General features: G+C 67.1%; 23 protein-coding genes. All 23 read right to left on the bottom strand.

Going from position 1 to position 20,740, the window contains the following annotated elements; genetic code table 11:
- Window positions 1-108: 108 nt before the first annotated feature.
- Window positions 109-2,217, bottom strand: a complete 2,109-nt coding sequence (locus ACSBPQ_RS07180) for a putative bifunctional diguanylate cyclase/phosphodiesterase (protein ID WP_442684334.1) — start codon at window positions 2,215-2,217, stop codon at window positions 109-111.
- A gap of 120 nt (window positions 2,218-2,337) precedes the next feature.
- Window positions 2,338-3,129 carry a flagellar biosynthetic protein FliR gene (gene fliR, locus ACSBPQ_RS07185; protein ID WP_442684335.1) on the bottom strand — a complete coding sequence of 264 codons (792 nt, stop codon included), beginning with the start codon at window positions 3,127-3,129 and terminating at the stop codon, window positions 2,338-2,340.
- Window positions 3,130-3,136: 7 nt separating this feature from the next.
- Window positions 3,137-3,406 (bottom strand): flagellar biosynthetic protein FliQ, encoded by a 270-nt coding sequence (locus ACSBPQ_RS07190; RefSeq protein WP_442684336.1) that lies wholly within the window; start codon window positions 3,404-3,406, stop codon window positions 3,137-3,139.
- A gap of 13 nt (window positions 3,407-3,419) precedes the next feature.
- Window positions 3,420-4,211, bottom strand: a complete 792-nt coding sequence (gene fliP, locus ACSBPQ_RS07195; RefSeq protein ID WP_442684337.1) for a flagellar type III secretion system pore protein FliP — start codon at window positions 4,209-4,211, stop codon at window positions 3,420-3,422.
- A 3-nt stretch (window positions 4,212-4,214) separates the two neighbouring features.
- Window positions 4,215-4,622: a flagellar biosynthetic protein FliO gene (gene fliO / locus ACSBPQ_RS07200; protein ID WP_442684338.1), complete on the bottom strand. Its 408-nt coding sequence runs from the start codon at window positions 4,620-4,622 to the stop codon at window positions 4,215-4,217.
- Window positions 4,619-4,963, bottom strand: coding sequence for a flagellar motor switch protein FliN (gene fliN / locus ACSBPQ_RS07205; protein WP_442684339.1), 345 nt, complete (start codon window positions 4,961-4,963; stop codon window positions 4,619-4,621). Before fliN ends, fliO begins: the two co-directional genes overlap by 4 nt.
- Window positions 4,956-5,972 (bottom strand): flagellar motor switch protein FliM, encoded by a 1,017-nt coding sequence (gene fliM, locus ACSBPQ_RS07210; RefSeq protein ID WP_442684340.1) that lies wholly within the window; start codon window positions 5,970-5,972, stop codon window positions 4,956-4,958. Before fliM ends, fliN begins: the two co-directional genes overlap by 8 nt.
- Before the next feature lie 9 nt (window positions 5,973-5,981).
- Window positions 5,982-6,500: a flagellar basal body-associated FliL family protein gene (locus ACSBPQ_RS07215; RefSeq protein WP_442684341.1), complete on the bottom strand. Its 519-nt coding sequence runs from the start codon at window positions 6,498-6,500 to the stop codon at window positions 5,982-5,984.
- Between the two features lie 83 nt (window positions 6,501-6,583).
- Complete coding sequence (locus tag ACSBPQ_RS07220) at window positions 6,584-7,696, bottom strand: flagellar hook-length control protein FliK (RefSeq protein ID WP_442684342.1); 1,113 nt, start codon at window positions 7,694-7,696, stop codon at window positions 6,584-6,586.
- Entirely contained in the window at window positions 7,693-8,145 is a 453-nt protein-coding gene (gene fliJ, locus ACSBPQ_RS07225) for a flagellar export protein FliJ (protein ID WP_442684343.1), read from the bottom strand. Before fliJ ends, ACSBPQ_RS07220 begins: the two co-directional genes overlap by 4 nt.
- Window positions 8,142-9,521 (bottom strand): flagellar protein export ATPase FliI, encoded by a 1,380-nt coding sequence (gene fliI, locus ACSBPQ_RS07230; protein WP_442684344.1) that lies wholly within the window; start codon window positions 9,519-9,521, stop codon window positions 8,142-8,144. Before fliI ends, fliJ begins: the two co-directional genes overlap by 4 nt.
- Complete coding sequence (locus tag ACSBPQ_RS07235; RefSeq protein ID WP_442684537.1) at window positions 9,518-10,126, bottom strand: FliH/SctL family protein; 609 nt, start codon at window positions 10,124-10,126, stop codon at window positions 9,518-9,520. Before ACSBPQ_RS07235 ends, fliI begins: the two co-directional genes overlap by 4 nt.
- A 32-nt stretch (window positions 10,127-10,158) precedes the next feature.
- The gene (gene fliG / locus ACSBPQ_RS07240) at window positions 10,159-11,145 is read right to left on the bottom strand and encodes a flagellar motor switch protein FliG (protein ID WP_442684538.1); all 987 of its coding nucleotides are present in this window, start codon (window positions 11,143-11,145) and stop codon (window positions 10,159-10,161) included.
- 10 nt (window positions 11,146-11,155) lie between these two features.
- On the bottom strand, window positions 11,156-12,799 hold the full coding sequence (fliF, locus tag ACSBPQ_RS07245) for a flagellar basal-body MS-ring/collar protein FliF (RefSeq protein WP_442684345.1): 1,644 nt from the start codon (window positions 12,797-12,799) through the stop codon (window positions 11,156-11,158).
- 12 nt (window positions 12,800-12,811) lie between these two features.
- The gene (fliE, locus tag ACSBPQ_RS07250) at window positions 12,812-13,168 is read right to left on the bottom strand and encodes a flagellar hook-basal body complex protein FliE (RefSeq protein ID WP_442684346.1); all 357 of its coding nucleotides are present in this window, start codon (window positions 13,166-13,168) and stop codon (window positions 12,812-12,814) included.
- A gap of 217 nt (window positions 13,169-13,385) precedes the next feature.
- Window positions 13,386-14,864, bottom strand: coding sequence for a sigma-54 dependent transcriptional regulator (locus ACSBPQ_RS07255; RefSeq protein ID WP_442684347.1), 1,479 nt, complete (start codon window positions 14,862-14,864; stop codon window positions 13,386-13,388).
- Complete coding sequence (locus ACSBPQ_RS07260; RefSeq protein ID WP_442684348.1) at window positions 14,857-15,240, bottom strand: response regulator; 384 nt, start codon at window positions 15,238-15,240, stop codon at window positions 14,857-14,859. The genes ACSBPQ_RS07255 and ACSBPQ_RS07260 overlap by 8 nt, the downstream gene beginning before the upstream one ends.
- A gap of 14 nt (window positions 15,241-15,254) precedes the next feature.
- Window positions 15,255-16,664, bottom strand: coding sequence for an RNA polymerase factor sigma-54 (gene rpoN / locus ACSBPQ_RS07265; protein WP_442684349.1), 1,410 nt, complete (start codon window positions 16,662-16,664; stop codon window positions 15,255-15,257).
- A 258-nt stretch (window positions 16,665-16,922) separates the two neighbouring features.
- Window positions 16,923-17,555, bottom strand: coding sequence for a response regulator (locus ACSBPQ_RS07270; protein WP_442684350.1), 633 nt, complete (start codon window positions 17,553-17,555; stop codon window positions 16,923-16,925).
- Between the two features lie 71 nt (window positions 17,556-17,626).
- Complete coding sequence (locus tag ACSBPQ_RS07275) at window positions 17,627-18,205, bottom strand: PilZ domain-containing protein (protein ID WP_442684351.1); 579 nt, start codon at window positions 18,203-18,205, stop codon at window positions 17,627-17,629.
- A complete protein-coding gene (locus tag ACSBPQ_RS07280; RefSeq protein ID WP_442684352.1) occupies window positions 18,202-18,510 on the bottom strand; it encodes a hypothetical protein in 309 nt (102 codons plus the stop codon). Before ACSBPQ_RS07280 ends, ACSBPQ_RS07275 begins: the two co-directional genes overlap by 4 nt.
- Window positions 18,507-18,935, bottom strand: coding sequence for a flagellar export chaperone FliS (gene fliS / locus ACSBPQ_RS07285; protein WP_442684353.1), 429 nt, complete (start codon window positions 18,933-18,935; stop codon window positions 18,507-18,509). The genes ACSBPQ_RS07280 and fliS overlap by 4 nt, the downstream gene beginning before the upstream one ends.
- Before the next feature lie 102 nt (window positions 18,936-19,037).
- On the bottom strand, window positions 19,038-20,390 hold the full coding sequence (gene fliD / locus ACSBPQ_RS07290) for a flagellar filament capping protein FliD (RefSeq protein ID WP_442684354.1): 1,353 nt from the start codon (window positions 20,388-20,390) through the stop codon (window positions 19,038-19,040).
- Window positions 20,391-20,740 lie beyond the last annotated feature (350 nt).

A 20,740-nucleotide genomic window follows, 5' to 3' on the forward strand; every position in this document is an offset into this window, starting at 1 on the left:
CACGCTGCCGGTCGATCGGGCGTTGCGCCCATGTCGCCCGGGCGAACCTGCGGTGCTTGCATGGACGTGGAATCCGGTGCAGGGAGCTACGCGCCAGCCTGTCCGCCGTTACCGGTGCAGCGGACGTTCCGTGAAGGGCGCCGGCTCGGTGTCGCCGTACAGGCGCAGGAAGGTTTCCGCGTCGACCGGCTGGCCCAGCACCTTGCCCTGCAGGTAATCGCAGCCGAGCCGCTCGATATACGTGCGCTGGCCCTGGGTTTCGATGCCTTCGGCGACCACATCCATGTTGAGCGCATGACCCAGGGCGATGACCGCCGAGACGATCACCACATCCTCGTCGCTCTCGTCGACGGCGAGGATGAAGGCGCGGTCGATCTTGAGCTCCGTTGCGGGGATGCGCCGCAGCCGCAACAGGCTGGAGAAACCGGTGCCGAAGTCGTCGATGGAAATCCCCACCCCCAGCGCCGCCAGCGCATGCAACTGCCGGGTGGCGGCATCGGCGTGGCGGGTTACAGAGCTTTCGCTGATCTCCAGAATCAGCTGCGAAGGGTCCAGTGCGTTGTGCCGCAGCACTTCACCGATCTGCCCAGCCAGCTTTTCCGAACGCAGCTGGCGCCGCGACAGGTTCAGTGACATGCGCCAGTCGCCATTGCCGGCGTCATGCCAGCTGCGCAGCTGCCGACAGGCCGCGTCGAGGATCCACTGGCCCAGTGATTCGATCAGGTCGTACTGTTCGGCCAGCCGCAGCACGCGTTCGGAAGGAATAAGTCCATGTTCCGGGTGCTGCCAGCGCAACAGCGCTTCGGCGCCACATACCCGGCCGCTGCCGGCATGGACGCGTGGCTGGTAATACAGCAGCAGGTCGGCGCTGCCGATGGCATCGCGCAGGTCGGCCAGCAATTGCAGGTCCTGCTCGACGCTGTCATTCATCCATTCGGCGAACTGCTGGCAGCTGTTGCTGCCGGCCTGTTTGGCATGGCGCATCGCGGTTTCCGCCTGCGACAGCAGCAGCTGGGTCGAGCCGGATGTGTTGTCCAGCAGGGCATAGCCGATGCTGGCGGTGACCCGGATGTCGCGGTTGCCGACCCGCAGGGTATTGACCAGGGTGATGACGTGCGCAGCCACCGCCATCGCCTCGGCCTCATCCCTGACGTGGCTGGCAATGATGAAATGGTCGCCGCCAAGGCGGGCCACCAGCCTGTCGCCGGCCGCATATTGGCGCAGGCGTTCGGCCATCGCCACCAGTACCGCGTCACCGGCCTGGTGGCCGAAGGCACCGTTGATATGGCGCAGGTCGTCCAGGTCGAGCGAGAACACCGCCAGTGTCCCGCCATCCTCGCCTGGCGTGGCGCCGAGCCGTTCAAGCCGCTCACGCGCCAGCTGGCGATTGGGCAGGCCGGTCAGCGGATCATGCAGGGTGGCGTGGAACAGCTCTTTGCGGGTGTCATCCAGCGAGGTGCTGAGCAGCGAGTTGTGGACCGCCAGCAGGCGCGCCTGCATGCGCTCTTCCAGCAGCGCGATCAGCAGCAGCGCGCCGGTCACCACCAGGGTCAGCGCGACCACGAAGACGGCCATCCCTTCGGTGCGCAGCCCGCCGGTACCGGCGGCGCCGCAGACACTGCCTTCGGGGAATTGCGCGGCCACCATGCCGGTGTAATGCATGCCGGCGATCGCCAGACCCATCACCCCTGCGGCGGCGATGCGGGCTGGCAGCGGCTGGGTGCTGTTGCGCAGGCGGAAGGCGATGAACAGCGCGCTCCATGAAGCGGCGATGGCGATCGACAGCGCCAGCCAGAACCGGTCGTAGACGATGGCCGGGTGCATCAGCAGCGCGGCCATGCCGCTGTAATGCATCCACGCGATGCCCAGGCCCACCAGCAGTGCGCCGAGCAACAGGTGCAGGTGCGGCAGCGTGGGCCGGGATACCAGCCACAGCGCGAACAGCGAGCTGGCGATGGCGGACAGCAGCGACAGCAGCGTCAACCCGAGGTCGTAGCCGAGCGGGATGGAGAGCTTGAACGCCAGCATGCCGATGAAGTGCATCGACCAGATTCCCGCGCCCATCGCGATACCGCCGCCCACCAGCCACAGGCGGGCATGCTGGCGGGTGCGGGCGACAGCGACACGGTCGGCCATGCTCAGTGCGGTGAACGAGGCAAGAATCGAGATCAGCACCGAAAGCACGACAAACAGCAGGTTGCAGCTGCCGCTCAGCATCAGTCCCTTCTCCCTGGAAGATTCAATGCACCGCTCCGCTGCGCATATAGATGCCGACTATCTACATCCTTGGCGGGAAGGGCAATAGAGGTCCGATGGCAGGCGGAACCGGCAGATCTGTTATTGCAGGATCTGGCCGGCGGTATCCCATGCGGCATCGAAAAGACGCTGGACCGGCGGCCCCATTTCCCCGGCCAGCAGCGCCAGCAGCAGGATCCCCAGCAGCAACGATACCGGCAGGCCGAGCTGGATAGGGTTCAATGCCGGCGCGGCGCGGGCCAGCACGCCAAAGGCGAGGTTGACCGCCAGCATCGCTACCGTCAGTGGCAGTGCCAGCGTCAGTGCGCCGCGGAAAATCTGCAGTGCCAGCGTCGGCGCCATCGCCGCCAGCGCGTGTGGATCGGGCACGGCGGTACCGATCGGCAGCGCCCGATAGCTGTCCATCAGCAGCGAGATCAGGGCCAGATGGCCGTTGACGGTGAAAAACAGCAGCCCGAACAGCAGATAGAACCACTGCCCGATCACGCCGGAACTGCCACCGCGCAGCGGATCGTTCATCTGTGCGAAGGCCAGGCCGGTGCCCTGCGCGACCATTTCACCGGCCATCGCGCCGGCTTCGAAGATCAGCCGGAACAGGAAGCCGATGGAGATGCCGATCGCCAGCTCGCGGGCGATGGTCAGCACTGTGGCGGCATCAAAGCCATTCCATACCGGCACCGGCGGCAGTACCGGAGCCAGCGCCACCGACAGGGCGATCGCCAGCATCGCCCGTACCCGTCCCGGAACCGCGCGGGTGCCCAGCATCGGCATCGCCATCACCATGGCGCCGATGCGCAGCATCGTCCACAAGGTGGTGCCGATCAGGGCGAACGCCTGCTGCCCGTCAATGGCCATCTGGGTGGCACTGTCCACGGGAGCGCTAACCGATCAGGTGCGGAATGCGCTGGAACAGCAGCGTGGTGAATTCCACCAGGTGTCCGATCAGCAGGCTGCCCAGCGCGAACAGCGCCACGGTCAGTCCGGCGGCCTTGGCGACGAAGGCGATGGTGGGTTCATTCAACTGGGTGGCGGCCTGGATCACGCCGACCACCACGCCGATCACCAGCACGGTAAGCAGCAGCGGGCCGGCAACCCAGAGGGTGGCGACCAGGCCACCACGCAGTTCGGTCAGGGCGAGTTCGGGGGTCATTGCAGCGCTCCGGTCAGACCGCGTTGAAGCTGGCGGCCAGGGTGCCGACGACCAGCACCCAGCCATCGACCAGCACGAACAGCAGGATCTTGAAGGGCGCCGAGATCAGCATCGGCGAGAGCATCATCATGCCCATCGACATCAGCACGCTGGCCACGACCAGGTCGATGATCAGGAAGGGGATGAAGATCAGAAAGCCGATCTCGAAGGCGGTCTTCAGCTCGCTGGTGACGAACGAGGCCACCAGCACCGGGAACGGGATCGCCTCCGGGCTGGCGTAGGCGCCATGGCCGGCCAGGCCGGCGAAGGTCATCAGGTCGGTTTCGCGTACCTGCGCCAGCATGAAGGCGCGCAGCGGCCCGGTGGTCAGTGTCCAGGCGGTCTGGAAGTCGATCTGGCCGTCCAGATACGGCGCCATGCCGGTGGACCAGGCCTTGTCCCAGACCGGCATCATCACCATCGCGGTGAGGAACATAGCAAGGCCCAGCAGGATCTGGTTGGACGGCGTCTGCCCGGTGCCCAGCGCCTGGCGCAGCAGGCCCAGCACGATGATGATGCGGGTGAAGGCGGTCAGCACCAGCAGCATCGAAGGCAGCAGGGTGATGGCCGTCATCAGCAGCAGGGTCTGCAGCGGCAGGCTGACCGGCTGGCTGCCGATCTTGCCGACATTCACCTCCGGCAGCACCGGCATCTGCGGGCCGGCCGGTGTGGCCATCGCCAGCAGCGGAAAGGCGAACAGCGCCAGCACCAGCAACCATTGCCAACCGGTACGGCGGGAATCGCGGGGGAGGGGAGAGGCCGACATGATTCAGGATTCCTTGCGCAGCTTCTGCGCCAGCATCTGGGCGAAATTCGGCAGTTGCCGCAGGTCCGGCAGCGGTGCCGGGGCGGCGGGCCGCAACGGTTCGGGCAACTGGTGCAAGGTGTTGATGCCGCCGGCGGTCACGCCCAGCAGCAGCTGCTGGCCGTTGATGTCCACCACCACCACACGCTCCTTGGCACCCACGTTGAGGCTGGCGACCACCTTCAGGCCCTCGGCCGGACGGAAACCACCGCCGGGCAGGCGCTTGAGCAGCCAGCCCAGGCCGATGATCAGGCCCAGCACCAGCAGCAGGGTGAACACCGCGCCGAACATGCCCGGCGTGGTGGCCGCGTGCTGGCCGACCGCTGCGCTTGTCTTCGCGGCCGGCGTGACCGTGGCAAGCAGTGCGATCACCGCAGTCTCCGGATCCGCTCGGCGGGGCTGACCACGTCGGTCAGGCGCACGCCGAAACGGTCGTTGATCACCACCACTTCGCCGTGGGCGATCAGGGTGCCGTTGACGAACACGTCCAGTGATTCACCGGCGCCGCGCTCCAGTTCCACCACCGAGCCCTGGTTGAGCTGCAGCAGGTTGCGGATCGGCACGCGCGCGCGGCCCACCTCCAGCGACAGGGTCACCGGCACATCAAGGATCACGTCCAGGTCCAGGTCGGTGGTGGCGATGCCGTCGGCCTTCAGGTCGGCGAACTGGGCCGGAGCGGCCTGCGGGGTGTCGGGGGTCTGGGTGTCAGTCATGGCTTTCTTCCTGGATCGCCGGCAGCGGCTTGCGGGTGCCTGGCGGATGGGTCGCGGTGATCTTGATGGCGTTGCGCTCGTTGGCCACGCCGAATTGGCCGGTGAAGACGGGAATGCCTTCCACGCACAGCGGCACGTCCTTGGGCAACTCGATGGGCAGGATGTCGCCGATCTTCAGCCGGGTAAGGTCGCGCAGGCTCATCCGGCGCTTGGCCAGCACGCTGGAAAGCTCCACTTCGGCGGAATTGAGCTGCTCGCGCAACATGATTGCCCAGCTTTCGTCGCGGTCGTTGCGGTCGCTCTGGATGCCGGCATCGAGCAGTTCGCGGATCGGTTCCAGCATCGAATACGGCAGGGTGATGTGGATGTCGCCGCCACCGCCATCCAGCTCGACGTGGAAGCGGGTGACCACCACGTACTCGCGCGGGCTGACGATATTGGCAAAGTGCGGGTTGATCTCCGAGTTGATGTACTCGAAGTCCACGTTCATCACCGGCCCCCAGGCCTCGCGCAGGTCGGCGAAGGTCTGCTTGATCATCAGGTGGATCACGCGCATCTCGGTAGCGGTGAACTCGCGACCCTCGATGCGGGTGGGGTAGCGGCCGTCGCCGCCGAAGAAGTTGTCGACCACGGCGAACACCAGGGTCGGCTCGAACACGATCAGGCCGGTGCCACGCAATGGCTTGAAACGGATCAGGTTGAGATTGGTCGGCACGTACAGCGAGTGCAGGTAGTCGCCGAACTTGATCAGCTCGATACCGCGCACCGAAAGCTCGGCCGAACGCCGGATCAGGTTGAACAGGCCGATCCGCCACAGGCGGGCGAAGCGTTCGTTGACCATCTCCAGGGTCGGCATGCGGCCGCGGATGATGCGGTCCTGGCTGGCGAAATCGTAGGTGCGGGCTTCGCCGGGGGCCGGGCCCTCGTCCTCGGTGTTGACCTCGCCGGAATCGACGCCATGCAGCAGCGCATCGATTTCGTCCTGGGACAGCAGATCGTTGATGCTCATCGGGGTGCCTTACTGGGTCACGAAACTGGTGAACAGCAGTTCGTCAGCACTTTTCTTGCCGGTCTCCCTGCTCATCAGTTTGTGCACTTCGGCCAGCGCCTCGGCCTGCAGCTTCTCCTTGCCGGCGCGGTCGGCGATCTGTTCCACCCGCACCTGCGAAAACAGCATCAGCAGCCGCGCGCGGATGGCCGGGGCGTGGGTCTGCAGCGCGGCCACGGCCTCCGGGTCGCGGGTCATCAGCTGCACTTCGACCTGCAGGTAGCGTGGGCCGTCGAAGGTGCTGTCGAGGTTGACCACGAAAGCCGGGTCGAGCGCGACGTACTGGGCCGGCGCCGGCGCCCGCTTTGCCGGGGCCGAGGACTTCACCGCCGCCTCGACCTTGCCCTGGGTGAAATACCACACCGCGCCACCGGCGGCGCCAGCGGCCAGCAGGGCGATCAGGGCGGTCACCAGCAGCGAACGCCGGGGCGTGGCGGCAGCCTCCTTGGTATCGGGGGAATTACGGGATTTGTCGGCGGCTGCGGCCACGGTGTGCTCCTCGGGAATGCTGCCCCTTCCGATGCAAGCCGTGTGCCCAAATGGCGTGGCCGGCCGCTATGGCCGGCGCCGGTTCAGGCGTAGGTGTCCAGTAAACCGCGCAGATAGCGCATGGGCGCTGCCTGTTCCGTCACAGGCGAACCAGCACCCTCAGAGGCGGAGGCCCTCGACGCGTCGGCGCCGGCACGCGCATCCTCGCCCGCAGGGGCATCCCGCTGCTGGCCGACATCGGCCTGGGCCAGCTGCAATCCCTGCTCGCCGAGCATTTCCCGCAGCCGCGGCAGGCTGTTTTCCAGCGCGCTGCGGACTTCTGCGTGGGCACTGCTGAAGGTGGCATGGACGCGGTCACCGTCCAGTTGCAGCTTCACGTCGATCTGGCCCATGTCTTGCGGGGTGATGCGGATATGGGCATGACCGATCTTCTGCTCGGCCATCCAGCCGATGCGTGCACCGAAGGCTTCGTCAAAATCCGGACTCTGCACATCGGGTGGGGCGCCAGGGACAATGCTGGAAGTGGCGGCGGGGGCGCGCACTTCCGGTGCGCTGATGCCCTGCAGGATCTGCTGGAACGCGAGCAGATCCGGGCTGTCGCTGCTGTCGTCGATCCGGGCGGCCACGGCCGCGGTAGGCAGGGAGATCTGCGGCAGGGCGTCCGGCGTGCTTTTCGTGCTTGCCGCAAGGGCTGTGGCGGCGGCCGGCAAGGCCGGCGCCAGCGTCTGCGCAAGGGCGGCCGGAAGCTGCTTGCTGCCCGCCGCTGCCGCTGCGGGCGATGGAGCGGCGGGCGATGGAGCGGCGGGCTGCACAGGTTCGGCCGCTGCGGGAGGTGGAGCGGCGGGCTGCACAGGCTCGGCCGGCGGCGGAATCAGCGCGGAGAGGCCCAGCGGCGGCCACGGTGTATCGCTGCTGTGGTCATCGGTATCGTCGGATGACGGCTTTTCGACACCTGCGTCCTCCCTGGCCGAGGTTTCCGCTGTCGGCGTGTCCTCATCGGGTCGGGTGCCGGAATCCTGACGCGGCGTGTTGCCATCGGCTGCAGCCGCGATGTTTCCGCCGGACCCGGTCGCCGGGTTCAGCAGGGCATCGAAACCGCCCGCCGGCTTGTCTGTCGATGACCCGCCGGAACGTGCACCCGCTGCGGCTTGGCCGGCAGCGGACGCGGCGGTGGCGCCCAGTGACAGGGCGTTCATGCCGGCTCCCCGTCATCGGTGGCCTTGGCCAGGCGCACGCGGCGGGCGCCCAGATCGTCCATCTCGCGCTGGTCACGGCGTTCGGCCACCTGCTTTTCCTGCGCGCGATAGCTGGCGGCCAGCTGTTCCAGCACCTGCTTGTCGCGTGAGGCCAGCAGCAGCCGCGCGCGCTCGGCGTCGACGTGCTCGCGGTTGCTGTCCACCGTCCTGCTCTGGGTCTGCACGGCGTTGTCCAGGCGGTCGAGGAATGCGCGCCGGTTCATCAGTTGCGCGGCGCTGGTGGCCGACAGCTGCGCATTGGCGTAGTCGTCTGCGTACTGGCGCAGTTCGGCCAGTCGCGACTGGTGCATGTCCAGGGTTTTCTGGCGCTCGGCCAAGGCCTTGGCCACTTCATCTTCGCGGTCCTGCGCGTGGCGCAGCAGCGGATCGAGGCGACGGGACGGACTCATGCGGGTTTCTCGCTGTCTACCAGTTGTTGCAGTGCTTCCAGACTCTGAGCCAGTGCGGCGGCGTTGTGCACGTCCTGGCCGAGGAACTCCATGATCTCCGGCCAGCGCGCCAGCGCCTCGTCGGTGAGCGGGTCGTTGCCGCGCTGGTAGGCGCCGATGGCGATCAGGTCGCGGTTGGCCGAGTAGGCCGACACCAGCTGCTTGAGCTTGCGGATACGGGCGCGCCAGGTGTCATCGGCGATGTCCTGGACCACGCGGCTGACCGAGGATTCCACGTCGATGGCCGGGTACAGGCCGCTGTCGGCCACGCGCCGCGACAGCAGGATGTGGCCGTCGAGAATGGCGCGGGCGGCATCGGCGATCGGATCCTGCGGATCATCACCTTCGGTCAGCACCGTGTAGAAGGCGGTGATCGAGCCACGGCCCTTGGCGCCGTTGCCGGCGCGCTCGACCAGCGCCGGCAGCTTGGCGAACACTGACGGCGGATAGCCGCGGGTGGTCGGCGGCTCGCCCACGGACAGGCCGATCTCGCGCTGCGCCTGGGCGAAGCGGGTCAGCGAATCCATCAGCAGCAGCACGTTCAGGCCCTGGTCGCGGAACCATTCGGCAATCGCGGTTGCCCGGTAGGCGCCGTGCAGGCGCGCCAGCGGTGGCCGGTCGGCCGGGCTGGCAACCACCACCGCGCGGCGCAGGCCTTCCTCGCCCAGCGTGCTTTCGACGAAATCGCGCACTTCGCGGCCACGCTCACCGATCAGGCCGACCACGATCACGTCGGCGGCGGTGAAACGGGTCATCATCCCCAGCAGCGTGGATTTGCCCACGCCGGAGCCGGCGAACAGGCCCACGCGCTGGCCGCGGCCGATCGGCAGCAGCGCGTTGATCGCGCGCACGCCCACGTCCAGCGGCTGGGTGATGGGTTCACGCGCCAGCGGGTTGATCGCCACGCCGGCCATGCCGACGCTGCCTTCGGCGCGGATCGGGCCCTTGCCATCCAGCGGAATGCCGTCCGAATCGATCACGCGGCCGAGCAGGCCTTCACCGACCTCGACGCCACCGCGATGGAACGACGGCACCACCCGCGCGTTGGGCAGCAGGCCATGCAGCTCGGCGCTGGGCATCAGGTAGGTGCGGTCGCCGGAGAAACCGACCACTTCGGCATCCACCCAGCCGCCGTCGATGACCTCCACCTTGCAGCTGGCGCCCATCGGTGCCTCGCAGCCGACGGCTTCAAGAGTCAGGCCGACCGCGCGGCGCAGCACGCCCTCGCGGATCAGCCCATGGCCGTGGCCGTTGTCCAGGGTGATGTCTTCAAGCCGCGCGGCCAGGCGCAGGTTGCGTGCGGCGACCCAGTCGACGGGCGAGGGTGCGGCAGTCATTGGCCGGCTCCGGCGCGACGCATGACCGTCGCCAGCACCGAGCGCAGGCGCGCATCCAGCGTTCCGTCGATGCGGACCGCTTCGGCGTGCACGCGCAGGTCGCCGCGGCTCAGGCCCAGGTCCGGCGCCAGCCGCTGGCCTTCCGGCAGCGACAGCAGTGGCGCCAGCGCGGCGATATCGTCCGGGTGCAGGCGCACCTCGACCTCCCGGTTGCTGTTGCCCACGGTGCCGATGGCTTCTTTGACGAGCGCCGCCAGCAGCGCCGGTTCGGCCTCGTAGGCGCGGCCGACCAGGTTGCCGGCGATACGTACTGAAAGATCACCCAGCGCACCGACCACCTCGTCCTCCAGCCGTGCCAGCGGGCGGGTGAAGTTGTCCAGAATGCCTTCGATCTGCGCGATCAGCCGCCGCACCTCGGCCTGGCCCTGGGCGAAGCCTTCGGCATGACCTTCCTCGTGACCCTCGCGGCGTGCCGTCTCCTGTATGGCCTCGATCTCCTCCAGCGTGGGCAGCTGCAACGGCGCCGGTGCCGGCTCGGCCGCCATCGGCTCCGGCACATGCTCATCGGTCACCGTTTCGATGGCCGGGGCCAGCGGCGCGCCCATCAGGTCCGGGGCATGCCAGCGGATGGCGCCGTTCACAGCATCGCCTCGGCGTTGCCGCCCAGGGTGAGGGTGCCTTCATCGGCCATGCGCTTGACGATGGCGAGGATTTCGCGCTGCGCGCCCTCCACATCGGACAGCCGCACCGGGCCGCGTGCCTCCATGTCTTCGAGCAGGATCTCGGCGGCACGCTGGGACATGTTGCGGGTGATCTTGTCGCGCACCTTGATATCGGCGCCGCGCAGCGCCAGTCCCAGCCGCTCGCCGCTGACCTCGCGCAGCACCAGCTGCATCTCGCGGTCGTCCAGGTCGACCAGGTCGTCGAACACGAACATCAGGTCCTGGATGCGGCTGCCGAGCGGGGCATCGATCTGCGCGATCGCACCGAGGATGGCCTGGTCCTGGCCACCGTCCATGTAGTTGAGGATGTTGGCGGCACACTGCACGCCGCCGATGTTGGACGACTTCAGGTTCTGGTTGCCGGCGAACTGGCGCTCCATGATCTCGTTCAATTCGTTCAATGCGTTGGGCGGGATGCCGTCCAGCGTGGCGATGCGCAGCAGTACGTCCACGCGGGTGCGCTCGGGCAGCAGCTTGAGCGCGTCGGCGGCCTGGTCGGTTTCCAGATGCGCCATGACGATGGCGATGATCTGCGGGTGCTCGTTGCGCACCAGGTCGGCCACCGCGCGCGGGTCCATCCACTTGAGCGCGTCCAGCCCGGTGGTGTTGCGCCCGAGCAGGATGCGGTCGATCAGGTTGCCGGCCTTCTCGGTGCCCAGCGCCTGTACCAGCATGTTGCGGATGTAGTCGTCCGAGCCGACGGACAGCGAGGTCTTGTTGCCGAGCTCGTTGCCGAACTCGTCCATCACCTGCTGCACCTGCTCGCGGGTGACATCGTTGAGGGTGGCCATGGCGATGCCGATCTTCTGCACCTCCTTGGGCTCCATGTGCTTGAGCACTTCGGCGGCATCCTGCTCGCCGAGCGACAGCAGCAGGACGGCGGCGCGCTGGACGCCGGTCATCTGGACGTTCTCAATCATTGGCAACCCAACCCTTCACCACCTGTGCCACGCGCTTGGAATCGGCCTGCACCGCTTCACGCGCCATCCGCAAACGCTCCTCATAGGCATCCACCGGCAGTGCCAGTTGCGCCGGCGCGCCCAGCTGCAACTGGTCCGGCGCCAGCGCCGGCATGCCGTCTGCTCCGTCCATGACCTGCACTTCGGCGGTCAGCGGGTCCACGCCGGATCCGGGCAGGGCCCTCGGCGGGCCGGAAATCTGCCGCAGCGCCGGACGCAGCACGCCGAACAGCAGCGCCAGCACCACGATGGCCCCCAGCAGCAGACGCAGTCCGTCACGGACCTGCGGGTATTCCCACCACTTGGGCGTTTCCACCGGCAGCACTTCGCGCACGAACGGGGCATTCATCACCGACACGGTGTCGCCACGTTCGGCGTTGAAACCGACCGCCTGCTTGACCAGTGCCTCCACGCGGGTCAGTTCGGCCGCACTCAGGGGCTGGTCGCTGAGCTTGCCGTTGGCACCGGCGCGAGGAACGTGGTCGACCAGCACCGCCACCGACACGCGGTTGACGCGGCCGGCCGGCTGGCGGGTGTGCTGCAGGGTGCGGTCCAGCTCGTAGTTGCGGGTGGCGCTCTTGCTGGTTTCGGTCGGCGCGGCGGCATTGGCCGGCACTGCCTCCGGGCCGGGCGGGGTGTTGCTGGCGGCGCCGGGAACACCTTGCGGGCCGGCGCTGGCCGAGGAATTTTCGTTGATCTGTTCGCTGCGCACCTTCTGCGGTTCGCCGTTGTACAGCTCGCGCGCTTCCTCGGTGACCGAGAAATCCATGTCCACGCTGACTTCCGGGTTGACCCGGCCGGCGCCGGTCATCGGCTCCAGCAGTTCGCGGATGCGCTGGTTGTAGGAGGTTTCCAGGCGGCGCACCTGTTCGAACTGGGCGGCGTTGAGCGCCGCATCGCTGTTGGGATCGGACAGGGTCAGCAGGCGGCCGCTCTGGTCGACCACGGTCACCCGTTCCGGTGCGAGGTCGGGAATGCTGGAGGCGACCATGTGCACGATGGCATCGACCTGGTTGCGTTCCAGCTGCTGGCCGCCGCGCAGTTCCAGCACCACCGAGGCGCTGGCGACATCACGCTGGCGGGTGAACGCGCTGGGCTTGGGGATGGCCAGGTGCACGCGCGCATCGCGCACCGGGCGCAATGCGGTGATGGTGCGCACCAGCTCGGTTTCCAGCGCGTGCTGGTAACGGGCGTTCTCGACGAACTGGCTGACGCCGAAGCCGGGATCGCGCTCCATCATTTCAAAGCCAAGGCGGCCACTGTCGGTCAGACCGGAGCCGGCCAGCTTCAGGCGGGCATCGTGCACGTGCTTTTCCGGCACGCTGATCGCGCCGGTGGCGGCGTTGAGCTCGAAAGGGATCTGTGCGGTGCGCAGCAGGTCGGTGGCCTCGGCGGTCGCCTTGGTATCCAGCCCGGTGTACAGCGGCATCATCTGCGGCTTCTGCGACCAGAAGAACACGAACAGGCCCGCCGCCACGGCGACGGCGATCATTGCCATCAGGCCCAGCCGGCGGGTGATCTGCAGACTCTGCAGCCGGTCGAACCAGGCGCCGGCTTTTTCGGAGTTGAGGGCGTCAGTGGGGAGCGCAAGTGCCATGGAAGCGTGTCCTTACAGCGGCATGTTCATCACGTCCTGGTAGGCCTGGACGAGACGGTTGCGGACTTCCACGGTGGCGCGGAAGGCGATCTGGGACTGCTGCGAGGCGACCATGACCTGGGCCAGGTCGGCGCCGGGTTCACCGCGCTCGAAAGCGACGGCCAGCGCGCCGGACTTCTGCTGGGCATCGTTCACGCCCTTGATCGCCCCCTGCAGGGTTTCGGAAAAACTCGGGGCCGAAACCGGCTGGCCGGTGACCATCCCGTTGATCGCGTCGCTGCGGCGGATATCGGCCAGCGGTGCGGTCGGGCCGACCTGGGTCTGGAAGGTACGGATCTGGGAAAGGATCGAATTGACGGAGTGGGACATCGACAGACTTCCGGAACGGGGTTGCTGCCAATTCATGTGCAAGACACGTGCCTAAACCGGCAGGCGGTTGAAAGGCCGTGCTGGCGTGCATTCCGCTGGGTGCGACGGCTTTCCGCCGTCCGGATTCCGGCGCTGCCGCCGGTGCCGGCAATGCGTCGGGGCCGCAGAAAAGCAGAACGCCCCGAAGGGCGTTTGCAGGGGATGGATACCGTGCGGGTCAGCGGAGCGGGGTTTCCGTCTGTTCCCGCTCGATGCCGTACTTGCGCAGCTTTTCCACCAGGGTGGTGCGGCGCAGGCCGAGCAGCTGCGCGGCATGGGCGACCACGCCCTGGGTGCGTTCCAGCGCCTGGTTGATGAGGGTCAGCTCGATGTTGGCCATGTGGTCGCGCAGGTCGAAACCACTGTTGGGCAGTTGTGCAGCCGTGGCATTGGTGGACACCGTGCCGGCCGGCGCGGTCGGGGCCGTCGTTGCAACCGCCGCCTCGGCCACCATCGCCGCCAGTGGGCGTTCCTCGTCGCCGGCCGATGCCGGCGGCAGCATGTCGCCGCGGTAGCGGGTGGGCAGGTCCTGCACCCGCACCAGACCGCCCGGATTCAGCACGGCCAGGCGTTCGACCAGGTTGGTCAGCTCGCGCACATTGCCCGGCCACGGGTGGGCGGCCAGCGCTTCCAGCGCTTCGGCGGCGAAGCGGACTTCTCCACGCCCGGTGCGGGCCAGCTGTACGGCGATGGTTTCCACCAGTGCCGGGATATCGTCGGTGCGTTCGCGCAGTGACGGCACGTCGATCGGGAACACGTTGAGGCGGTAGAACAGGTCCTCGCGGAATTTGCCGTCACTGATGCGCGTTTCCAGGTTGCGGTGGGTGGCGGCGATCACGCGGACGTTGCAGCGGATGGTCTGGTTGCCGCCCACGCGCTCGAAGCTGCGCTCCTGCAGCACGCGCAGCAGCTTGACCTGCATCGGCAGGCTCATGTCGCCGATCTCGTCCAGCAGCAGGGTGCCGCCCTCGGCCATCTCGAAACGGCCCTTGCGGGCGGTCAGCGCGCCGGTGAAAGCGCCTTTCTCATGGCCGAACAGCTCGCTTTCCAGCAGGTCCGGTGGAATCGCGCCGCAGTTGATCGCCACGAAGGGGCCGTCGCGGCGCGGCGAACGCTGGTGGATCGCACGCGACACCACTTCCTTGCCGGTGCCCGATTCGCCCAGCACCAGCACGGTGGTGTCGAATGCGGAGACCTGGTCGATCAGCTGGCGCAGGGCGACCACCGCGGCACTGTTGCCGGTGGGGCCGCTGTCCTGCGCGGCGCCTTGCTGGTGCTCGGTATCCAGCCGCTTCAGGCTGGCGCGACGCAGCAGCGCCTCCATCTGCGCATGCCGCAGCGGCAGTTCCAGCGGCCACACGTTGGCCTCGTGCAGGCTGTAGTGGCGTGCGAAGGCCAGCGGATCGCCTTCCCCCAGCAACACCGGTGGCGGCATCGCGGCCTGGGCCAGCCATGTGAAGAACGGTTCGGCGCTGGCGGTGTCGTCCAGGTGACCGACCACGACCGCCAGCCAGTCGTTGGGGCGGTAACGCTTGACGTCGATATCGGCGGCGTCGGTGACCCAGCGCGGGGTGAAATCCATGAACTCCAACAGGGCGACGGTGCGCTCGGCGCGGACGTCGTCACTGTCGATGACCAGGATGCGTGACTCACTCATTGCCTGGCTCCTCGCGCAGACGTTCCAGGATCGGCATGACCTCCTGGATGTAGGAAAGCTTGCTGACGAAGTTGTCGGCACCGGCACGCTGGGCATGTTCGCGGTGCTCGACATCGTCGAAGTGGCTGGCGATCACGATGTAGGGCGCGTTGTCCTGGGTCTTGATAAGCCGGGTGGCCTGCAGCCCGCCCATTTCAGGCATCGCCAGATCCATCAGCACCACCTGCGGGCGCAGCGCTTCGGAACGCTCGATGGCTTCGAGCCCGTTGGCGGCACTGCCGACGATCTGTACCCACTCCACCTTGCGGAAGTGGCGCATCGCGGCGTTGATGAAACCTTCATGGTCGTCGACCAGCAGCACGGTGAGCTTGCTCATGGAAATCCTTGTTCTCAGCCCGCGCGGGCCAGGGAGGGCTTGGCATTCTGCCTGCGGCGTTCACGGGCCGGGGCGATGCCCAGCTGTTCGCGGTATTTTGCAACGGTCCGGCGGGCGATGTTCACCCCCTGCCGGGCCAGCAGCAGGGCGATGGCCTCATCGGCCAGCGGCCGGGCGGCCGGTTCGGTCTCGATCAGCCGCTTCACCATCGCCTTGACCGCCTGCCCTGAAATGCTGGCGCCTTCCAGGCGGACCGCGAAGAAGTGCTTCAGTTCGAACGTGCCGCGCGGAGTCTGCAGGTATTTGCCCGAGGTGATGCGCGATACGGTGGATTCGTGCATGCCGATGGCATCGGCCACTTCCTTCAGGGTGAGGGGCGCCATCGCTTCCTCGCCACGCATCAGGAACCCGGCCTGGCGCTCGACCACCACCCGCGCGGTGCGCAGCAGGGTGTCATAGCGCATGGACAGCCCACGGGTCAGCCAGCGTGCTTCCTGCAGCATCTCGCGCATCGGCTGGGCGGCCTCGCCGGAACTTTCGCTGACGGCCTTCTCGTAGGCCGGATTGATGTTCAGGCGCGGCGTGGTGCGATGGTTCAGGGCCACGCGCCACTGCGCATCGGCATGCCAGACCACCACGTCGGGGATGATCGCGGTGTCCTGCTGCGGCTGCAGGGTGTCGCCGGGGCGGGGGTGCAGCGAGAGCACCAGCCGGAATGCCTCCCGCACATCGTCCAGCTCCACTTCCAGCGTGCGGGCGATCGCGGCGTAGTCATGCGAGGCGAGCTGCTCCAGGTCACCGGCCAGCAGACGGGTGGCCAGGTGCCGCGCCGGGACACAGCCGGGCAGCAGCGCCAGTTGCACCTGCAGGCACTCGCGCAGGTCGACGGCGGCCATGCCGGCGGGATCGCCACCCAGCAGGCGCTGCCGGATCGAATCCACATGCGCGGCATCGCGGTCGTAACGGGCACTGGCCAGCAGGGTCAGCGATGCCAGCGGTGCATCGAGGTAGCCGGCGTCATCGCAGTGCTCGAGCCAGAATGCGGCGATTTCCAGATCGCCCGCGTCCAGGTCCAGCGCCAGCTGGCGCAGGATGCGGACATGCGGATCGGTGGATTCACCGGCGGCGATGTTCGCGGTGCGGTCATCCTCGCCATCCCCCCAGCCGCCGCCGGCCACATCCCACATCGAGCTTTCCGGCAGTTCGTCGAAAGCGGCGGTTTCCAGCGACGCCTCGGCAGCGGGCTGGGCATCGGCGCTGCTGTCGTATTCTTCCGCCATTTCCAGCAGTGGGTTGGTTTCCAGGGCCAGCTGGACTTCCTGCTCAAGCTGCATGCTGTTGAGCTGCAGCAGGCGGATGGATTGCAGCAGCGCCGGTGTCAGCTGCAGTTGTTGACCCAACTGGGCGGAAAGGGTGGTTTTCATCGGATTCCCCAATAACAGCGTGACGACGCTGCAATGTGGAACGCATCTTGCGTCCCCGATGTCGGGGAATGAATCGGTGCAAACCCTATGCGTGTAGTCCGATGACCGACGTTTTGTGGGGGAAACCCCTACAGGACGCCGTCATTTTGACGCTCCAGAAAGCCGCAGAGGCTTGAAAGTACGGGCTTCCAGCCGTTTCCGTGGTGCTCGGTGACGGATTTCCGGAAGTGTGACGCCAGCCCATTCCGGGCGCCGTTTTTACGACAGGTCCAGCTGGTTGCGGGCTGCGAACAGCAGCAGATCGTTGGCGCGGCGGCAGCCCAGCGCCTCCATCATCCGCGCGCGGTGGGTCTCCACGGTCTTGATGCTGATGCCCAGTTCGGCGGCGATTTCCTTGGTGCTCTGGCCGTTGCCGAGCTGGCGCAGGATCTGCCGCTGCCGCGGTGACAGCGCGGCGATGCCGGTGGGGCGCTCGCGGGAGAGCATCGGTGCCAGCATGCGCGCTGAAATCTGCGGGCTCAGGAACACCTGCCCGGAGTAGGCGGCGCGCAGCGCGACTTCCAGCTCCTGGGGCGCGGCATCCTTGACGATGAAACCGACCGCACCCCGGTCCAGCGCGTCGCGCACATGGCTGGTGTCGTCATGCATGGACATCATCACCACACGTGCCTCGGGCGCTTTCTGGCGGATCTCCGACAGCGCCTCCAGGCCGCTGCGGCCGGGCATGGAGAGATCCATCAGCACCAGTTCCGGCTGGCGCAGGACCGCCATTTCCACCGCTTCATCGGCACTGCTGGCTTCGGCAACGACCTGGAGGCCCGCAAAGCTCTGCAGCAGCCGGCACAGGCCAGCGCGGACAAGGGTGTGGTCATCGACGACAAGGACGCGCACGGGCTGGCAGGAAGTCCGCAGGGGGAAGGCCGTCACCTTAGCCGAGTGGCCGAGGTGGTGCCAGCCGGATGTCAGCGAATGCGGCGGCTTTCGGCGACCTGCCGGCGATGCAGGCGGAACAGGTGGCGTTCCAGTGCCGTATTGAGCGCGTCGCTGCCCGGTTGCAGGCGCAGCCACAGGTGGAAAGTGCCGGCGAGATTCTCTTCGGCCAGCACCTGCACGGGCAGCTCGATATGGTCGGGCAGCCATTCCGCCGGCTGCAGGCGGATCACTCCACGGGTGTCCGCAGCCACGGTAAAGCCGTGCGAGGAATCCAGCCGCAGGCCGCGCCGCGACCAGCGCAGCGGGCAGGGCGGCAGGGCCGGGGTGGATTGCTGCAGCAGCCGCCCCAGCAGCACCAGGGTCAGGTCCAGACGCGCTTCCAGCCGCTGCAGCTGGGCGCTGCTGTCGGTACGCTCCTCGCCCTCGTCGCCACCGCGCGAATCCTCCACCAGCGCCACACTGCGCAGCAGCATTTCCGTGCTGCCCGGGCGACGCACCACCGCGCCGGCATCGAACGTGGCCGGCAGGGTGATATCGCAGGCCAGGGTGTCGGCGAACAGCTCGGTTTCGGCGGGGTGCGGCAGCAGGGCGGGGGCGGTCAGGCTCATGCCAGCGATTCTGTCTGGTTGTAGGCGCTGGCCGCACGTACCGATTGGCGGCCGGCACGCAGGTGGGTGGCGGCGATATCGCGGCGCTTGAGCATCTCGCCCATCAGCTGCTGCTGCAGCGCCAGCAGGTTGCGCAGGCCGTTGGCGGCGGATTGCGCGCCACAGGCCTGGATGAACTCACGCAGGCGCTGGTCATGCTCGGAGGCGATACGCTCGGCCTCGGCGTGGTTTTCGTCCTCGACCGCCACGCGCAGTGCGTCCAGGTCGGAGTGCAACGCCTGCAGCGTCAGCCCGTGGTCGCTCATGGAATCCGCGCTCCTGCGCTGGCGGGACGCTGCCGCTGCCCGGCGGGAATCGCATTCCATGCCGATTCGATCTCGCCCATCACCGCCAGCGATTCCTGCAAGGCGACGTTGTCGCTATTGAGGTTGGCCTCGGTCAGGCGCTGGATGACGAAGTCGTACAGGGCCGAGAGGTTGCCGGCGATCTCGCCCCCAGCCTCATGGTCGAGCGAACCGTTGAGGTGGCCGATGATGGCGCAGGCTTCGCCAATCGCCTTGCCTTTGGCGCCCTGGTCGCCCTGGGCCAGAAAGGCTTCAGCGCGGCGGATGCGGGTATTGGCACCTTCGAGCAGCAGGGCCACCAGTTTGTGCGGATCGGCATCCACCACACTGGTGGAAACGCCGACCTTGCGGTACTGCTCGGCGTAATTGCGGGGGGAACCGTACATCAACGGAGGTCTCCTGGAACCCGTGCGCTGGCGGACCGCGCTACGGATAGTGGTGAATGTGTCTATCTATCGGCCGCAAACGGCATCGACTTGAGGTGCCGCTTAGTTCGAGTTGTTGCTCAACCCGGCCAGCTGTTGCGCCAGGTAGTTGCTGGTGCTCTGCATCTGCGCTACCAGCGTGTCCATTGCGGTGAACTGGGCGGTGTAGCGCGCGGAGACCTTTTCCATGCGCAGGTCCAGATCATCCAGATCCTTTTCCAGCCGCTTGATCTGCTTGTTCAGCGCATCGGTGCGCTGGGTCAACGTACCGGTGCTGTCCAGGTTGCTCTTGAGCAGCGAGGACATGCTGCTGGAGAGCTTTCCGTCCTTGCCGAGCAGCTTGGCCGCCGCTGCCGGGTTTTCCGCCATCGCCTTGTCGAAGGCACTGGCGTCCAGAGCAAGGGTGCCGTCCTTGTTGATGGTCAGCCCCAGTTCCTTCATGTCCATGACATTGGCGCTGAGCTGGTTGCGCAACTGCTGCTGCAAGCCGCGCACCATCGCATCGCCGGTCAGTGTCGATGCCTTGTCATTGGTCGCATCGTAGGCGCTGGAGTTCTTGAGCACGCTGATGGACGCGTTGTAGGCGCTGACGAAGGCCTGCATGTCGATCTTCAGCGGCGCGCTGTCCCGACTGATCGTCAGGGTCTTGATCGCCCCTTCCTCGGCCTTGGTCAGGTTGAGGGTGACGCCGGGGATGATGTCGCTGATGCTGTTGCTGCTGGACTCGCGCTCGAACCCGTCCACCCGCACCCGCGCATTGCTTGCCGCTACGGTCTGCTTCAGGCCGCCATCAGTGCCGTCCCACTCCAGTGCCGAAAGACCGCCGTTCCCGCCGCTGCTGGATACCTTCAACGCACCCTCGGTGCCAGCATCGACCGCATTGAGCACCAGATGTTGGCCATCGGTGGCGGTGATGACGGTTGCATTGACGCCTTTGCCGCCGGCGGCGGTGTTGATTGCCGCGGCGATCTGGCTCAGCGTGCTGCCGGTCGGGATCTCCACGTCCACGGATTCATCGCCCCAGGCAATCGTCAACTTGCCGTCACCCACGGCGGCGTCCGCCGCGAACGCACCGGAGCTGAGCTTCTGTGCCTGTGCCAGGCTCAGCACCTCCACGTTGTAGGTACCGGGCACCGCCTGGCTTTTGCCCGTTCCAGGATCGTTGACGATGCTCGCCGAGAAGCCGCTGTTCTCCGGCACGCTGGCCCTGAATCCCGGGGTGTCCGCCCCCTTGGACAGTCCGTCCAGCGCCGACTGCAGGCTGCCAAGCGAACTCTTGATGCTGCCCAGCGCCGAGAGTTTGGCGGTGGCGGCCGTACCCTGCGTATTGATGCGGTTGGCCGAAGGTGCGCGCTCGGCGGCGACCAGCTGCGATACCAGGGTTGGGATGTCCAGGCCGGAGCCGATTGTAGTCATTGCTTTTGGGTTTCCTTGCGGTGCCGGGGACGCATCGCCTGCGGGATATCACGCCTTGGCAAAGCTATCGGCCCGGCAGGGGATTACTTGAGCCGAGCGGGGATGGTCCCCGGATTCAATGCAAATCACATGCCAGGACGGCAGCTACGCCTCGAACACACAGGCATTCGCTTGGCAGCCTGCGGTGCGCTTTGCTTGCCCGGGCTACAAAGGCAGAGCTACTGCCATTGCTGGCGGAGCTGGATGCTGCTCGATCGAGTAGTCCGGGTGAGGCCGCAGGCCGCACCCGGGGTCGGTATGTATGCGTTGGGGAATTCCCCGGGTGCGCTTTGCTTACACGGGCTGCAAAG

Origin of the sequence: Stenotrophomonas sp. JC08, assembly GCF_052180205.1 — a bacterium.
Classification (GTDB): Bacteria; Pseudomonadota; Gammaproteobacteria; order Xanthomonadales; family Xanthomonadaceae; genus Stenotrophomonas.

Excerpts from the sequence above, each read along its gene's own strand:
- ACSBPQ_RS07180 (WP_442684334.1), bottom strand. The coding sequence starts at position 2,217 with ATGCTGAGCGGCAGCTGCAACCTGCTGTTTGTCGTGCTTTCGGTGCTG.
- ACSBPQ_RS07190 (WP_442684336.1), bottom strand. The coding sequence starts at position 3,406 with ATGACCCCCGAACTCGCCCTGACCGAACTGCGTGGTGGCCTGGTCGCC.
- fliP (WP_442684337.1), bottom strand. The coding sequence starts at position 4,211 with ATGTCGGCCTCTCCCCTCCCCCGCGATTCCCGCCGTACCGGTTGGCAA.
- fliN (WP_442684339.1), bottom strand. The coding sequence starts at position 4,963 with ATGACTGACACCCAGACCCCCGACACCCCGCAGGCCGCTCCGGCCCAG.
- fliM (WP_442684340.1), bottom strand. The coding sequence starts at position 5,972 with ATGAGCATCAACGATCTGCTGTCCCAGGACGAAATCGATGCGCTGCTG.
- ACSBPQ_RS07220 (WP_442684342.1), bottom strand. The coding sequence starts at position 7,696 with ATGAACGCCCTGTCACTGGGCGCCACCGCCGCGTCCGCTGCCGGCCAA.
- fliJ (WP_442684343.1), bottom strand. The coding sequence starts at position 8,145 with ATGAGTCCGTCCCGTCGCCTCGATCCGCTGCTGCGCCACGCGCAGGAC.
- fliI (WP_442684344.1), bottom strand. The coding sequence starts at position 9,521 with ATGACTGCCGCACCCTCGCCCGTCGACTGGGTCGCCGCACGCAACCTG.
- ACSBPQ_RS07235 (WP_442684537.1), bottom strand. The coding sequence starts at position 10,126 with ATGGGCGCGCCGCTGGCCCCGGCCATCGAAACGGTGACCGATGAGCAT.
- fliG (WP_442684538.1), bottom strand. The coding sequence starts at position 11,145 with ATGACCGGCGTCCAGCGCGCCGCCGTCCTGCTGCTGTCGCTCGGCGAG.
- fliF (WP_442684345.1), bottom strand. The coding sequence starts at position 12,799 with ATGGCACTTGCGCTCCCCACTGACGCCCTCAACTCCGAAAAAGCCGGC.
- fliE (WP_442684346.1), bottom strand. The coding sequence starts at position 13,168 with ATGTCCCACTCCGTCAATTCGATCCTTTCCCAGATCCGTACCTTCCAG.
- ACSBPQ_RS07255 (WP_442684347.1), bottom strand. The coding sequence starts at position 14,864 with ATGAGTGAGTCACGCATCCTGGTCATCGACAGTGACGACGTCCGCGCC.
- ACSBPQ_RS07260 (WP_442684348.1), bottom strand. The coding sequence starts at position 15,240 with ATGAGCAAGCTCACCGTGCTGCTGGTCGACGACCATGAAGGTTTCATC.
- rpoN (WP_442684349.1), bottom strand. The coding sequence starts at position 16,664 with ATGAAAACCACCCTTTCCGCCCAGTTGGGTCAACAACTGCAGCTGACA.
- ACSBPQ_RS07275 (WP_442684351.1), bottom strand. The coding sequence starts at position 18,205 with ATGAGCCTGACCGCCCCCGCCCTGCTGCCGCACCCCGCCGAAACCGAG.
- ACSBPQ_RS07280 (WP_442684352.1), bottom strand. The coding sequence starts at position 18,510 with ATGAGCGACCACGGGCTGACGCTGCAGGCGTTGCACTCCGACCTGGAC.
- fliS (WP_442684353.1), bottom strand. The coding sequence starts at position 18,935 with ATGTACGGTTCCCCCCGCAATTACGCCGAGCAGTACCGCAAGGTCGGC.
- fliD (WP_442684354.1), bottom strand. The coding sequence starts at position 20,390 with ATGACTACAATCGGCTCCGGCCTGGACATCCCAACCCTGGTATCGCAG.